Source organism: Enterococcus sp. DIV0187, assembly GCF_051713785.1.
GTDB lineage: Bacteria > Bacillota > Bacilli > Lactobacillales > Enterococcaceae > Enterococcus_A > Enterococcus_A avium.
In genome coordinates this window covers 1,934,785-1,949,393 of sequence record NZ_JBIOQO010000001.1, presented here as the reverse complement: position 1 = coordinate 1,949,393, position 14,609 = coordinate 1,934,785, and the positions used below count along the sequence as shown (strand labels likewise).

14 protein-coding genes are annotated in these 14,609 nt (G+C 38.8%); 12 read left to right on the top strand and 2 right to left on the bottom strand.

All coding sequences use genetic code 11. The annotated features are described in order from the left end of the window. The first annotated feature begins 527 nt into the window (after positions 1-527). Positions 528-1,076, top strand: a complete 549-nt coding sequence (locus tag IGI52_RS09520; protein WP_438781166.1) for a hypothetical protein — start codon at positions 528-530, stop codon at positions 1,074-1,076. Between the two features lie 97 nt (positions 1,077-1,173). Next, the gene (locus IGI52_RS09515; RefSeq protein ID WP_438781165.1) at positions 1,174-1,782 is read left to right on the top strand and encodes a hypothetical protein; all 609 of its coding nucleotides are present in this window, start codon (positions 1,174-1,176) and stop codon (positions 1,780-1,782) included. A gap of 108 nt (positions 1,783-1,890) precedes the next feature. On the opposite strand, the gene IGI52_RS09510 is transcribed toward IGI52_RS09515, so the two are convergent. After that, positions 1,891-2,568: a cyclic nucleotide-binding domain-containing protein gene (locus IGI52_RS09510; protein ID WP_049221533.1), complete on the bottom strand. Its 678-nt coding sequence runs from the start codon at positions 2,566-2,568 to the stop codon at positions 1,891-1,893. 196 nt (positions 2,569-2,764) lie between these two features. Between IGI52_RS09510 and IGI52_RS09505 the strand changes: the two genes are divergently transcribed. The 6 genes from IGI52_RS09505 (at position 2,765) to IGI52_RS09480 (ending at position 8,509) form a co-directional block, all read left to right on the top strand. Next, complete coding sequence (locus IGI52_RS09505; RefSeq protein ID WP_016181359.1) at positions 2,765-3,697, top strand: phosphate/phosphite/phosphonate ABC transporter substrate-binding protein; 933 nt, start codon at positions 2,765-2,767, stop codon at positions 3,695-3,697. A 56-nt stretch (positions 3,698-3,753) separates the two neighbouring features. After that, positions 3,754-4,545 (top strand): phosphonate ABC transporter ATP-binding protein, encoded by a 792-nt coding sequence (gene phnC, locus IGI52_RS09500; RefSeq protein WP_438781164.1) that lies wholly within the window; start codon positions 3,754-3,756, stop codon positions 4,543-4,545. Further along, entirely contained in the window at positions 4,517-5,296 is a 780-nt protein-coding gene (gene phnE / locus IGI52_RS09495; protein WP_438781163.1) for a phosphonate ABC transporter, permease protein PhnE, read from the top strand. Before phnC ends, phnE (IGI52_RS09495) begins: the two co-directional genes overlap by 29 nt. Next, a complete protein-coding gene (gene phnE, locus IGI52_RS09490) occupies positions 5,293-6,075 on the top strand; it encodes a phosphonate ABC transporter, permease protein PhnE (RefSeq protein ID WP_016181362.1) in 783 nt (260 codons plus the stop codon). The genes phnE (IGI52_RS09495) and phnE (IGI52_RS09490) overlap by 4 nt, the downstream gene beginning before the upstream one ends. Positions 6,076-6,078: 3 nt before the next feature. Continuing rightward, positions 6,079-6,879 (top strand): metallophosphoesterase family protein, encoded by an 801-nt coding sequence (locus IGI52_RS09485; protein ID WP_127979534.1) that lies wholly within the window; start codon positions 6,079-6,081, stop codon positions 6,877-6,879. Between the two features lie 82 nt (positions 6,880-6,961). Continuing rightward, entirely contained in the window at positions 6,962-8,509 is a 1,548-nt protein-coding gene (locus tag IGI52_RS09480; RefSeq protein WP_438781161.1) for a bifunctional metallophosphatase/5'-nucleotidase, read from the top strand. A gap of 183 nt (positions 8,510-8,692) precedes the next feature. On the opposite strand, the gene IGI52_RS09475 is transcribed toward IGI52_RS09480, so the two are convergent. Then, positions 8,693-9,712 (bottom strand): LacI family DNA-binding transcriptional regulator, encoded by a 1,020-nt coding sequence (locus tag IGI52_RS09475; protein ID WP_438781160.1) that lies wholly within the window; start codon positions 9,710-9,712, stop codon positions 8,693-8,695. Positions 9,713-9,886: 174 nt separating this feature from the next. Here IGI52_RS09475 and IGI52_RS09470 point away from each other — a divergent pair, with 174 nt between their 5' ends. The 4 genes from IGI52_RS09470 to IGI52_RS09455 are packed head-to-tail and all read left to right on the top strand — an operon-like array spanning position 9,887 to position 14,588. Continuing rightward, on the top strand, positions 9,887-11,557 hold the full coding sequence (locus tag IGI52_RS09470) for an alpha-amylase family glycosyl hydrolase (RefSeq protein ID WP_438781159.1): 1,671 nt from the start codon (positions 9,887-9,889) through the stop codon (positions 11,555-11,557). 24 nt (positions 11,558-11,581) lie between these two features. Continuing rightward, positions 11,582-12,871 (top strand): ABC transporter substrate-binding protein, encoded by a 1,290-nt coding sequence (locus tag IGI52_RS09465; RefSeq protein ID WP_438781158.1) that lies wholly within the window; start codon positions 11,582-11,584, stop codon positions 12,869-12,871. A 9-nt stretch (positions 12,872-12,880) separates the two neighbouring features. After that, on the top strand, positions 12,881-13,756 hold the full coding sequence (locus IGI52_RS09460; protein WP_016181368.1) for a carbohydrate ABC transporter permease: 876 nt from the start codon (positions 12,881-12,883) through the stop codon (positions 13,754-13,756). Next, positions 13,749-14,588, top strand: a complete 840-nt coding sequence (locus IGI52_RS09455) for a carbohydrate ABC transporter permease (RefSeq protein ID WP_137439744.1) — start codon at positions 13,749-13,751, stop codon at positions 14,586-14,588. Before IGI52_RS09460 ends, IGI52_RS09455 begins: the two co-directional genes overlap by 8 nt. Positions 14,589-14,609: the final 21 nt, after the last annotated feature.

Genomic DNA, 14,609 nt, shown 5'->3' with positions numbered 1-14,609 from the left:
TTAGTTAAGCAAACACCACGATTTTAAAAGATCGTGGTGTTTTTTCGTTCTCTAGGTACAACCTGAGAACATTCAGATTTAAATCGGAATATAGGACTCCAAAAAAGACTAATTACACCTTCAGAAGAGGGGAATTAGTCTTTTGTATTATCATTTATCACTATGTACAACTTCACATATGCATCCATTTCAAATAAAACATAAAAAGCGGATTTACTTCTATCAGTAAAAAGAAAAATTGGCTTATTTGTTTTGCAGAAGAGAACTGTGATAATAGGTATTTTAGAGTTAGACATAGTTTCAAATGTACGAAGGAAATTAATCAGCACTTTTTCTCATATTAAAAAATTAATAGGCGTAAACTCAGTTTATTAGAATGATTATTTTTTTTTGTATAATGGAAAATTATGATATGTGTTTCTTTTTTTGCTGAAAAAATAAATTAAGTTATTAATCAATTTAAAATTAGTGTAAACTGTAACTAGGGTTGAAAAAGTTATCAAAATTTATAGTGAGGAGAATATAGGATGAAAAAGAAAATATTAAAGGCTATCGTTGTTGGTTTTGCTTTTGTTAGCTTAGCTGCTTGTTCTAAAAATGAATCAGCTAATACTTCTAAAACAGTAGAGAAAGAAGCTTCTTCAGAAACGAGGAAAGTGGTCGAGAAATCTTCTGCTTCTTCTTCAGAAGTAATACTTACTGAAGAAACAGCAAGTTCAGAAGAAGGGAACTCTAAGCTTTTTGAATTTATGATCGAAGCGGCACAGTCTCAACTTCCTGCGATGAAAGAGCAATTAGGAGCAGCTTATTCAAACATTGAAATTGCTGCGGGTGAAAATCACACAATTATTTATCGGTATACTCTGCCTGAAGATCCAGGCTTTGAAATGGATAGTGCATCATTAAAGCCTGTGATGGTTGAGGCAATGAAACCAATCATGGATTCAATCAAAGGGATGGTTCCTGATGCGAAAATTCAAGTGATCTATTTAAGACCCGATCAAACTGAGGTGGGAAATATCTTGATCACACAAGAAGATACGGATGCCATACAAGGAAATTCTGATCCCGTGTAAAGCACCTAACAAAATAATAATTAGGTAACTTCGTATAACCCATTTGTTTTGTTTGGAAATTGCGTCATCTAAAACTAGGATGTTTGGAGAATATAGGATGAAAAAATGGATTGTTTTAGCAGTAATGGTTGCAGCTTTAGCTGGATGCGGCTCAGGTGGAGCAAAGGAAAACAGTAAATCAGAGAAAAATAGCGAATCAGTATCCACGACAGAAATTTCAACTTCAAAAACAGAAACATCTTCTTCAGAAAAGAAAATAGAAATGAAGGATGTTGATTTTCAAGTTGAAGGAACGAATTATAAAATGAAGATTTTAGATAACTGGAAAGTTCTTGAAGACGACGAATTCTCTTTTAGTGCCGAGAATGATAATAACGTTGAAGGAGTAATGGTTTCAGGAGTAAAGAAGACCGATGTCGATGATTTCGTTGCTTTAAAGAGTGCGATGGAAGAACAAATGAAATCTGATGATGAAGTTCGAATAAAAGAAGACACGATTAAGGAAGAGCCATATCAAACACCACATTATACAGGAGAACTTTATAGCTTTATAGGAGTTGCTGATGGAGCAAATACAGAAATCCGCTTCTATTTTTTAGAAACAGAGACGGAGTATATTATTCTTAACTTTGTAGGACTGCCTTCATTCTTTGAAAGAAATGATGAGCTTGTTACAGAGATGGTACGCTCATTCGTAGCAGGATAAGCTGAGATAATCAAGAAGCTTAAACTTTTCACGTTTAAGCTTCTTTTTTATCTAAAAAGAAGGCTATTATTTGGTTTGTGAGGATTTTCTGTTTATGGAAATTAGATCCTACCGTGCTGAATGGCTCAGATTCTCCGCCAATTCTTCTAACGCTTGGATATCACAAATCCGGTAATAGCTTTTCTGCTTTTCCAAAATCTGGGCATCGCGGAAATTGGTGATTGTTCGTAAAAGGTGGCGATAGCTGACGTTTAAGATTGAAGCGCAGGTAGTCAGGCGAAATGAAAATTTTCCTTGCTTCTGATGGGCTAGAATAAATTTCGCCAGTCGTGTTTCTACTGGTTCAATTAATGAGTTTGCGAGGTTGACGCCGGAATTTAACCGATAGCTTAGCAGTTGGCAAATATTCTGTAAGAAACGAACATCTTGCTGCAGGGTGTTGCGGTATTGATTCAAGGGAATCGAAACACAAATACAATCAGTAACAGCCTTGACACTGCTTTTAGGCAGAAGGCCCCATAATGATGACGCTTCCCCCAGTGGCGTAGCGATTGTGACAAAATCAATGCAAATATTTTGGGTATCAGAGGGGTAGGAATAAACCATCATACTGCCCTCCACCAGAAAATACAGGTAATCAGAAGTGGTTCCGGTACGAATCAAATGTTCTTCCTTTTGAAAGGACTGCAAAGAAGCCATTGTTAAAATGTCAGCATCCATATAATTTTGAAGATCGTGTTGCTTCACGTAAGCAGCCAGCAGCTGAGAATCGTGAATTTTCTTCATAAGAAACCACTCCTAAAGTGTTCATTTTTTTCATTATAGCCTAGAATAGATTGGGACTCAACACGAACAATTATTCTGTTTGTTTGTAAATTGTATGTAAAAATCGTGTAAAAGATGACACGTGTCACTTCATTATTTTGATGAACTTGCTATGATTTAGAGGTAATAGAAATTATTTCCAACAGGGGGAGAAAAAATGCAATTCAAACAGTTAGCAAAAGGTTTCATAGGTGTGATGTTACTAACAGCATTGACAGGTTGTGGTAGTTCGGGAAATACCAGCGATAGCTCAAAGGATACCAGCAAGGAAAAATTAGTTGTCCAATTTGTGCCAACTAATAACGATGGCAGCATGGAAGCCAAAGCAAAACCTTTTGCAGACTATTTATCGAAAAAACTAGATCGTGATGTCGAGGTAACCTTAGCAACCGATTATTCAACAATTGTTGAGGCCATGTCTTCAGGACAGGTTGATGTAGGAATTATGCCGCCCGCAGCATATGTACAGGCAAAAGACATGGACGCTGCAGAAGCTATTTTAACGTCTCAGCTAGGCGATTATGATCAAGAGTCTGGTCTGCCGCTAAAAGACAAACTGACTAATACCTTCAAAGGAGAAGTTCTAGTAAAAGCAGACAGCGATATGACAAAGTTAACAGATTTAAAAGGAAAAAATATTGCGACGTTGAGTCCTAATTCTGCCAGCGGTTATATTTATCCAGTAGCGGAGTTAAAGGATGCCGGAGTTGATCCAACAGCGGATGCGAAAATGACCACGGTGAATGATATTCCAAGTGAAATTACTGCTGTTTTAAATGGTCAAATGGATGCAGCATTCGTCTTTGAAGGTGCGCGTAATGTCTTTGCTTCAAAATTTTCTGATAATGACCTGATGAAGGATTTGAAAGTATTGTATTTAACAGAAGGGGATATCCCTAATGATGCAATTGCTGTTCAGCCTGATATGGACAAAGAATTGAAAGCAAAAATCAAAAAAGTTTTCTTAGGCATGAAAGACGATAAAGAAGGAAAAGAAGCGATGGCCTTATGGAGTCACCAAGGCTACGAAAAAGCTGCCGATTCAGCCTATGATACGATTCGAGAATATACTAAAAAAGCTGCAGAATAAAACACGAGCGATTGTCGACCAATGTGTCGGCGATCGCTTAAAAATGGAGAACGAGCATGATTATTTTTGAGAATGTTTCAAAGGTTTATCCCAATGGAGTGGTGGGCCTAAAGGATATCAATTTGACTATTGATGATGGGGAATTTGTCTCGATCATTGGACTAAGTGGTGCTGGTAAAAGTACGTTATTGCGAGCCATCAATCGATTGGTTCCAATTACAGATGGCAACATTCAAATTAACGGTACATCCATAACTAAGGCCAATAAGCGTGAGCTGCGGCTGATTCGCCGTCAGATTGGATTGATTTCCCAAAGTTTTAATCTGGTGAAGCGCAGTACTGTTCAGAAAAATGTTCTATCGGGCCGACTAGGCTACTATTCCACCTGGAAGAGTATCTTTGGGCTGTTTACGCAGGAAGATTATCAACGAACCAAAGAAGCCTTGGAAACAGTAGGCTTATCTGACAAGCTGCAAACCCGCAGTGATGAACTGAGCGGTGGTCAGCAGCAGCGGGTTTCGATTGCTCGTGCGCTCGTTCAGCAAGCACCGATTATTTTGGCAGATGAACCGGTGGCTTCCTTAGATCCTATCACCACCCAAAAGGTGATGGAGGATTTAAAAAAGATTAATCAAACAATGGCTAAAACCGTGATTGTCAATCTTCATTCGGTACCTTTAGCTCGGGAGTTTTCTACGCGAGTGATTGCTTTAAAAGCTGGACAGGTGGTTTTTGATGGCTCGCCGGATGCTTTGACCGACGAGCAGCTGACTCAAATTTACGGCAAAGCCATTTTTGAAGAAAAGGCAGGGGATCGCGATGAAATTGCAAGAGACTGTCCACTTTAAATGGTACAAGCACCTGTTGATTCTGATAGTTTTAGTGCTTTGTTTTCAAGCAAGTGTGGGCCTGACTTCGGCTGATTTTGCGATGGTGTTTGCCAACTCTGGGCAAATGACAGACTTTTTGTCACGACTTATTCATCCAGATTTTAGTTATTTGTCGAAGCTGGTCACTCCAATGGTTAAAACGCTGCAAATGTCGTTAGTCGGAACGGTGATTGGTGTGGCTTTTGCGATTCCTATCAGCTTTCTGGCAACGACGGTCGTGACGGAAAACCGCTGGCTATCCACTATTTTTCGGTTTTTATTGGGCTTGGTTCGGACAATTCCTAACCTGCTATTAGCCGCTCTTTTTGTCGCTATTTTTGGCATAGGAGAAGCTACTGGGGTGCTGACGATTGCTGTTTTTACCTTTGGAATGATTTCTCAGTTGATGTTTCAAGCAATTGAAACAATTGACTATGGTCCAATCGAAGCGGCGGCTGCAGTAGGAGCTACCAAGTTGCAAATTGCTGTCTGGTCAATTGCTCCTCAAGTGTTGAGTCAATTTGTCAGCTATATGTTTTATGCGTTTGAAGTGAATGTACGGGCTTCAACAGTGCTGGGTTATGTTGGTGCTGGCGGGATTGGCGTTATTTTGAATTCCTCACTGGCTTTATTAAATTATGAACGGGTATCAATAATTATTTTAACGATTTTAGTCACGGTGGCCTTGGTAGATAAACTGAGTGAACGTGTGAGGAGGGCACTGTTATGATGATTCGCGACATGAGTAGACGAACATTGCTCTTTCTTACGGTTGTGGCGCTGCTGGTGATTTGGTCAGCCTTCAGTTTGGATTATTCAGGTTTAAGTACTTTTTCTCTTTCGATGGGAATGGATGTATTTAAAGGACTGGCGCAGCCAGATTGGGCATTTCTTTATGATGGCAGTGGAGAGGATTTAGTAAGTTTGCTGCTGTTGACGATTGGCATTGCTTTTTTAGGAACGATGATTGCGACAATTTTGGCGATTCCGTTAACCTTGCTGAGTGCTGTTAATCTCTGGAAGGCACATCCGTTAGTTACAAAAATTGGGAAGTTCGTCTGCAATGTATTGCGAGCCTTTCCAGAATTAGTTTTTGCGATTATTTTTGTGAAAGTTGTCGGTCCAGGTCCATTTGCTGGAGTGATGGCGATTGGTGTTCATCAAATCGGTATGTTAGGGAAGCTGTTTACCGAGGAAATGGAAGCGATGGATGAACGATTAACCGAAGAGATGGAAGCGGTCGGAGCTAATTTTTGGCAAACGATTTTCTTTGTTCGAGTACCTTATTTGTTGCCAATTTACAGCTCATTGGCATTAAATCATTTTGAAATTGCTGTTAGAAGTGCAGCTACACTAGGATTAGTAGGTGCTGGCGGGATCGGGGCACCATTGATTTTTGCGATCCAAACACGGTCATGGAGCAAGGTCAGTATTATTTTAATCGGGGTTGTTATTACCGTATTTATTTTGGACCAAATAACCGGAATTATAAGAAAGAAATTGAGATAGCACATGAATATATTGCATATATCAGACATACATTTTCGCAGAGAATATGAAACGAGCGAGGGCGGCTATAAAGGCATGTTAGCCAAGATGCAAAGTCCGCTTATTCCGTTGGAGAAGTACCTGCATCAGCTGCAACAACGGACAACACTTGATTTGGTAATCATCAGCGGTGATCTGACTGAAGATGGCGAGGTAGAAGATTATCGCTATCTGAAGAACTGGCTGCAGGAAGCTTTAGGCGAAACAGAGATGATTGTCACACTTGGTAACCATGATATTAAGGAGAACTTTTGGGCTGGCTGGTTTGGAGAAAAGGCTTCTGAAAAACCTTACAACCAGGTTGTGATGTATCCAGAATTTTCGGTCATCTCCTTTGATAATTCCAGCTATGGCTATGCAGATGGAATTGTAGATGAGCAGCAGCTTCAGTGGCTAGCGGAGGTGCTGGAAGAATATAAAGAGCAACCGATTATACTGGTAACCCACCACCATTTACTGTCGCAGCAAAGCAATATGCCAAAATGGCCTGGCACAGAACGCTTTTTAGCGTTAATTGAACCATATGATATTCGTTGTATTTTAAACGGACACACGCATCACTTCTTTATGGATGAAATCAATGGTATTCCTTATTTTACTGTGGCTAGTATGTCCTTTGTCGGAGAAAATGTAGGCGACGGCTTGGTCCGCTTTGAAGAACGCTACGGCTATAATCTTTATTGTGTGGAGCAGGGAAGGATCACCCATCAAACGACAGAAAATTTTATTTCAGGGCATGTGTTGAAGACTCTGGACATGCGCTGATAAACTAATAAAAGTACTGAAGAGACCGAACTGCTTTTTGTGCTTCGGTCTTTTTCGTCTAATCAATGAAGGAGCGATACGATTGAAGATAACCTTTCTCGAAACCAGTGACATGCACGGCTATGTTTACCCAACTGATTATGCTGGAAAACACGATCTAGCCCTTGGTGCGGCTAAAGTCGCAACAAAATTAAAGAAATTACGGGAAAAAGCTGAAGGTGTTGTTGTGACGATTGAAAATGGCGACTTTATTCAGGGTTCACCGTTAAGTTATTATATTGCTCAAGGAAAGTATTCGGTTAGTACGTTAACCAAAGTAATTAATCAAATGAACTATGACGTTCAAGTGATTGGCAATCATGAGTTCAACTATGGCTTGGAGTATTTACAAGCAGCTATCGACAGCTATCAAGCACCTGTGCTGGCAGCGAACATCTTGAATGAAGCAGGAGACCCCTACTTTGGAAAAGCCTATACGATTATTGAAAAAGCAGGATTAAAAATTGCTGTTCTTGGACTGGTTACTCAATATATTCCACATTGGGAAAAGCCCCTTACTCTTAAAGGTATTACATTTGAAAGCATTGTTGAGACTGCTAAAAAATATATACCAATCTTAAGGCAGCAAGCAGATGTCGTAGTAGTCAGTTATCATGGCGGCTTCGAAAGGAACTTAATGACAGGAGAACCAACTGAGGCTCTGACTGGCGAGAATGAAGGCTATCAGTTGCTGCAGGAGGTTTCAGGGATCGATGCGCTGTTTACTGGACATCAGCATCGAGTAATTGCCGACATTGTCAATGGTGTGCCTGTTGTTCAGCCAGGGTATCGTGGAAATCACATCGGAGAAATCCAGCTGACAGTTGAGAAAATAGAAGGAAAAGTAGTAGTGACAGATAGCCAAGCCGGGGTGCATTCTTTAGAAGATGTGGCTGCTGATCCGAAAATTCTTGCAGCCGTTGAAACCGCAGAAACGGATTTAGACGATTGGCTGGACCGAACCTTGGGACAAGTTGAAGGTGACATGGCGATTAACGATCCGATGGAAGCGCGTTTAGTGGAACATCCCTATGTAGAATTTATTAATCGCGTGCAAATGAAAGCTAGTAAGGCAAAAATTTCTGGAACGGCTCTGTTCAATAACGAAGGAACAGGATTTGGTTCAACGATCACTATGCGGGACGTCATCACCAACTATATCTATCCTAATACACTAGCTGTGATCAAAGTCAGCGGAGCCGACTTGCGTGCGGCATTAGAGCAATCTGCGAGTTATCTGGCGGTTGAAAAGGGGAAGGTTGTTTTCAATCCTGCCTTTATCAAACCTAAGCCGCAATACTACAATTATGATATGTATGAAGGGATCGACTATACTATTGACATGAATCAACCTGTTGGCCAACGAATCACTCACCTAACCTTCCAAAATCAAGCAATCCTGCCAGAGCAAGAACTGGAAATAGTCACCAATCATTACCGAGCAATTGGTGGAGGAAATTATGAGATGTTCGGTGCGGAGAAAATCGTGCGAGAAATTCAGGTAGATATGACAGAATTAATTGCGGATTACTTGAAGCAGCATCCGATAATTCAAGCAAAGACGAACCAGAACTTTCAGGTGGTTTTGTAGATGAAAAGATAAACAGAGGTTGTGATAGAAGTGGTCAGCTTCAAGAAATAAGAAGGAATTACCGAAAATTGTTTCTCAAATTTTTGTGAAATTTCGGCTTATTTCCGAAGAAGCTACTTCTGGAACACCGTTTATTCGGGAAAAGAAGCTATGACAAGTCTTTTGTCACAGCTCCTTGTTTATCTATTTTTTTGCTACAGAGTCCGTCAAAATCAATTCAGTGGGTACGATGACCTTTTTTGGTAAATCTTTCTCTCCGTTAATCAGCTTGAAAAGTAGCTCTGTTGCTTTTGTACCCAAAATATTTGTAGGAACATTGATTCCTGAAAGACGAGGGGTGAAAAAGGCAGAGTAGGATTCATCATTAAATGCAATCAAAGAGAAGTTATCAGGGATTTTATACCCTTCTTTTTCAATAATTTGAAAGAGACTAAGAGCTTTTAGAGCATCTGTTGCAAAGATAGCAGTAGGTAATTGTTTACCACTAAATAATTTTTTAGCCGCCTGAATAGATTCCTCTAGCACATAGCCCCCATCGACAATCCATTCATTTTTTATATCTAGATAATTATCAAATAAAGCTTTACGATAGCCATTTACTCGGTCTGCTGATACATGAATATTCAGAGGAGCATGCAGACAGGCTATTTCCTTATGTCCCAGATCAATCAAAGTTTGAATCATTTGGTAACTATCACTATAGTTGTCTGTATCCACCGAATAAATATACTCATATTCCTTTTCCAGTTTTCCGATAATTACGATTGGAATTTTTAGCGCATCAAGTTCCTCTAGATATTGTTCATCTTGAGAAGCACTTAAGATGATTATTCCCCGTATCAATTTTTCATTGAGTTTATTTCTTATTTTTTGCGCTTCTTCCTGATTGTTTTTAGATGTTTGCAAAATCAAATCAAAATCATTTTTCTCTGATACAGCTGAAATAGACTGGATAACATCAGAAAAGAAAGGATTGCCGCTTGTTGAACGAACCGATCGATGTGAAAGAGCCAATATTGCATCAAATCCGTTACCAGTAAGTCCACGTGCTAACTTACTCGGCATATAATTCAATTCTTTAATTGCTGCTAAAACTTTTTCTTTGGCCTCTGGTGAAATATTATCTTGATTGTTCAATACACGAGAAACTGTGGATTTAGAGACTCCAGATTTGTTCGCAATATCATAAATTGTTGGTTTCAAAAAAATCCTCCTAACGCTGGTAGCGGTACCATCACAGCTAGAATATTACTGGATTATCGATGATTTGTCCATAAAGGCGGTTAATTATTTAAAAAAACAATTGACAGAAACCGCTTACTATAATATTATCTTGGTGTGAGGTGGGAGCGCTCCCACAAGAAAGGAGTTTTTTATTTGATCGAAGAAATCATTTCTGCAATTTATCCGCATCAAGATGAAGCAATGTTTCTAAAAGAAGCAATATCTGAAAGAATCAAGGGATATAAAAATAAGAATATCCGACCTAGAAAAGGACAATGGGATCAAGATGATGTGTTTTTGATTACTTATGGCGATCAGTTTTATGAGGATGGAGAAACTAAATTAACCATCTTCAATAAAATGTATCAGCAGTTTTTTTCAGATACATTTCCAATTGTACATTTCCTACCGTTTTTTCCTTACAGCTCAGATGATGGATTTTCGGTGATTGATTATGAACAGGTAAATCCTGAAATCGGTGATTGGGCAGATGTTCAGGTAATGAATCGCAATGCTCGTTTGATGTTCGATTTCGTTTGCAATCATATGTCTGCAAAAAGTAATTGGTTTCAAGGTTACTTGAATAATCGCACTAGCTATAAGGACTTTTTTATCGAAAGTGATCCTTCGATTGATCTAAGTATGGTTACAAGACCGAGAACGTCACCGTTGTTATCAGAGTTTGTCGATTTAGATGGGAAGATACGCAATATTTGGACGACTTTTAGTGATGATCAGGTAGATTTGAATTTTGCTAATCCGAAGGTCTTATTAAGAATGGTTGATGTGCTGCTGTTTTATGTAGATCAAGGAGCAGATTTTATTCGTCTAGATGCAGTAGGATTTTTATGGAAGAAAGCTGGAACCAGCAGTATCCATCTTCCAGAAACCCATAAGATCATTCAGCTTTTTAGAAGCATTGTGGAAGAGGTAGCTCCAGGAACGATTTTGATTACAGAGACGAACGTGCCTCATCAAGATAATATCAGTTACTTTGGGGACGGGACTAATGAAGCGCAAATGGTTTATCAATTTCCGTTACCTCCATTAGTATTGCATGCGATTCGAACAGGGAATACTAGCTATTTGCAAAAATGGGCAAATGAAATCTATCTACCAACGGAAGAAGTATCCTTCTTCAATTTTTTAGCATCTCATGATGGAATTGGTTTAAATCCGATTCGAGGAATTATTGATGAAGCAGAAATTCTTGATTTAGTTGCTAGTATAGAAAAAGAGGGAGCACTAGTAAATTATAAACAAAATCCAGATGGTTCTTTCAGTCCTTACGAGATTAATACAACCTATATTGACGCTTTAAGTAACCAATCAGATGAAGATGAGCTGCGTCTGAAGCGTTTCATGGTGGCTCACTCTATTTTATTGACGATTATTGGGATACCGGCAGTTTATGTGCAAAGTATTTTAGGCGGACGCAACTACTATGAAGGTGTTGAAAAGACAGGCGCGAATCGAACAATTAATCGCCAGAAATATAAAGCTTCAGAAATTTGTGACAGCTTACTGAAAAGTGGGTCATTTAGAAACCAAGTATACCGTGAACTTCAAGAGCTGATACAACTGCGAAGAAGCGAGGAAGCTTTCCATCCTAATTGTGCTATGCGAGTTCTGGGAACGAATCATGCAACATTTGGAATTGTTAGAGATGAAAAGGTTTACGTATTACATAATATGAGCGATCAAGCTCAAACGATTTCACTTGATGCTGGAACCTATATTAATTTATTAACAAAAAATGAATGCGTTATTCAAAAGGAAGTAATTTTGGAACCTTACCAATTTGTTTGGTTGGAAAAAATTTAGAACTATCAAGAAGGAGACAGTGGAATGAAAGCAAAGAAAATGATTTTTGGTACGGCATTGGCAGTGTTGGCTCTGACTTTGGGAGCATGTGGCGGAGGAAGCGCGAAGGATGATGAGAAAACGACAATTGAATTTATGCATTCTTCAGTTGAACAAGATCGACTGAAAGTAATTGATAAGCTGGTTGCCGATTTTGAAAAAGAAAATCCAGATATTAAAGTGAAACAAATGCCAGTTGAAGAAGATGCGTATAACACAAAAGTTGTTACGTTGGCCCGTTCAAATAAGCTTCCCGGTGTTATTGAGGTCAGCCAAGACTTCGCGAAGGTAATGGATAAGGATGAACTGATCGATCAAAAAGCTGTTGGCAATGTCATGAAAAAAGTTGGTGAAGACAAATATTACGATGGCGCCAAAAAATTGGTTCGTACAGAAGATGGTTCAGGATATATTGCAGCACCGATAAGCGGTTGGGTTCAAGGTATTTGGTATAACAAAAAGACGCTGAGCGATGCTGGATTCTCAGAACCAACAACTTGGGACTCAGTTTTAGAGATCGCGAAGCATTTTAATGATGCAGGCAATAAGAAATACGGCATCGCAATGCCGACCGCCGACAGTACAATGACTGAACAAGCCTTTTCACAGTTTGCACTTTCGAATAATGCAAATGTGTTGGATGATAAAGGAAAAGTGACGATTAATACGCCAGAAATGAAGCAGGCTTTGGATTATTATAAAGAATTGTCGCAATACACCATGCCAGGTTCAAATGACGTAACGGAGATTAAAGATGCCTTCATGAATGGTTCAACCCCAATGGCGATTTATTCAACGTATATTTTGCCGTCTGTTTTTGAAGAAGGAAAGTCAGAAGAGATTGGTTTTGCAATTCCGACCAACAAACAAGAGGCCGTTTATGGAACAGTTTCGGGATTAACCATTTCTGCTGGATTAGATAAAGAACAAAAAGCAGCTTCTGAAAAATTTGTTGAGTATCTATCAGAAGCCAAAAATATGGAAAAATGGGTCTTGATGTCACCTGGCGGAGCACAACCAGTAAACAAAAAAGTTGTCGATAGCTCTTCTTACCAATCAAATGAAGTAATCAGTGCTTTTGGCGAGCTTCCGAAAGAAATTGCCAGCTCATTTGATAAGGTCCAAGTGTTTGGTTTAGTTGGCGATAAAAACTTTACAAAAATGGGAGATATTACTAGCTCTGGTGCTATTTCAAAAGCGGTAAATGGCGTAACTGTTGGTAAGGAAGATCCTGAGAAAGCATTAAAAACGGCTCAAGAATCAATTGAGGAGTAGGAGCGGGTTATGAAAAATATAGCAAACAAAACAGATACAAAATTTGCTATTGCCTTATTAGCACCAAGCATGATTTTATTGGCAGTATTGGTTTTCTTTCCAATGCTGTCAAATATCCAGATTAGTTTTTTAGATTTGCCGTTAAATGCGAATTTAAAGTCTACTTTTGTTGGATTGAACAATTATCTAGATATTTTAAAGGACCCTGCTTTTTATAAATCATTAGGTTTGACGATCGCTTATACAGCGTTAGTCGTTTTGGGAAGCACCGCTTTAGGCTTAGCAGTGGCGATTGCGTTTAACCGTGAATTTAAGTACCGCGGATTGGTTCGTTCTTTGATTATTCTGAGCTATGTCACACCTTCTATTTCTTTAATTTTTGCTTGGAAATATATGTTCAATAATGGCTATGGTATTATCAATAATTTTTTAGTCGATAAATTACATCTTTTCAGCGAAGCACCATTATGGTTTGATAATCCAGGTTCAAGTTTTGCTTTAGTCGTAATCTTTGCAATCTGGCGCTACTATCCTTATGCCTTCATCTCTTTATTGGCAATTTTGCAAACTGTCGATAAGAGCTTGTATGAAGCGGCGGATATCGATGGCGCAAATTTCTGGCAGAAATTCAAGATTGTTACATTACCTGCGATCAAGCCGGTCCTCGCCACAGTTATTGTTTTGCGATCTATTTGGATGTTTTATATGTTTACTGATGTCTATTTACTGACAAATAAAGTGGATATATTAGGTGTCTATCTTTATAAAACAGCCTTTGCATTCAATGACTTAGGTAAAGCTTCGGCTATTTCAGTGATTTTATTCGTTATTATTGCTGTCGTGATTCTAATTTCAAGAAAGCGGGTGGATCTAAACAATGGGTAAAAATAAAAAAGTCAAAAAAATCTTCTTTTATGCCATGGTTATTTGTTTTTTAGCAATTAACCTGTTCCCTTTTTGGATCATGCTAATGACATCTTTTAAAGGCAGCAGTGAAGCGATTTCGACTACGCCGAGTATTTTACCGCGTCAATTCACGACAGAACATTTTGTCGATATTTTTAATCCAGAGATTTTTCCATTTGTCGACTATTTTAAGAATAGCTTTGTTATTTCGTTGTTTGCATCTGTTATCGCTGTGATTATTGGAATTGGTGGTGCTTATGCGTTAGCACGTCTAAACTTTAAGGGACGTAATAAAATCAATGCGAGTTTCTATACGGTGTATATGTTCTCAGGTATTTTGATTGTCGTTCCGCTATTCAAAATTATCTCTTCATTAGGTTTATATGACACTAGAACTTCTTTAGTCATAACAATGGTGGTTCAAACATTACCGACAGCAATTTTTATGTTGCGCAGTTACTTTGAAACAATCCCTAAAGATATTGAAGAGGCGGCGATGATCGACGGTTTGAGCCGTTTTCAGATCATCATACAAATCATGATACCACTAGCATTTTCGGGGATTATTTCAGTTTTTGTGTATTGTTTTATGGTTTCTTGGAATGATTTTCTGTTCGCATCGATCTTCCTTTCATCAACCGATAAGTTTACATTGCCAATCGGACTGAACACGTTATTTAGTACCCCAGACTATGTTTGGGGCAGAATGATGGCAGCTTCACTGATTACTGCTTTACCAGTAGTCATCATGTACTCACTTTCAGAACGTTTTATTAAAGGCGGAGCCATTGAAGGCGGCGTCAAAGGATAATTTAGAAAAAGAGGATGAAAA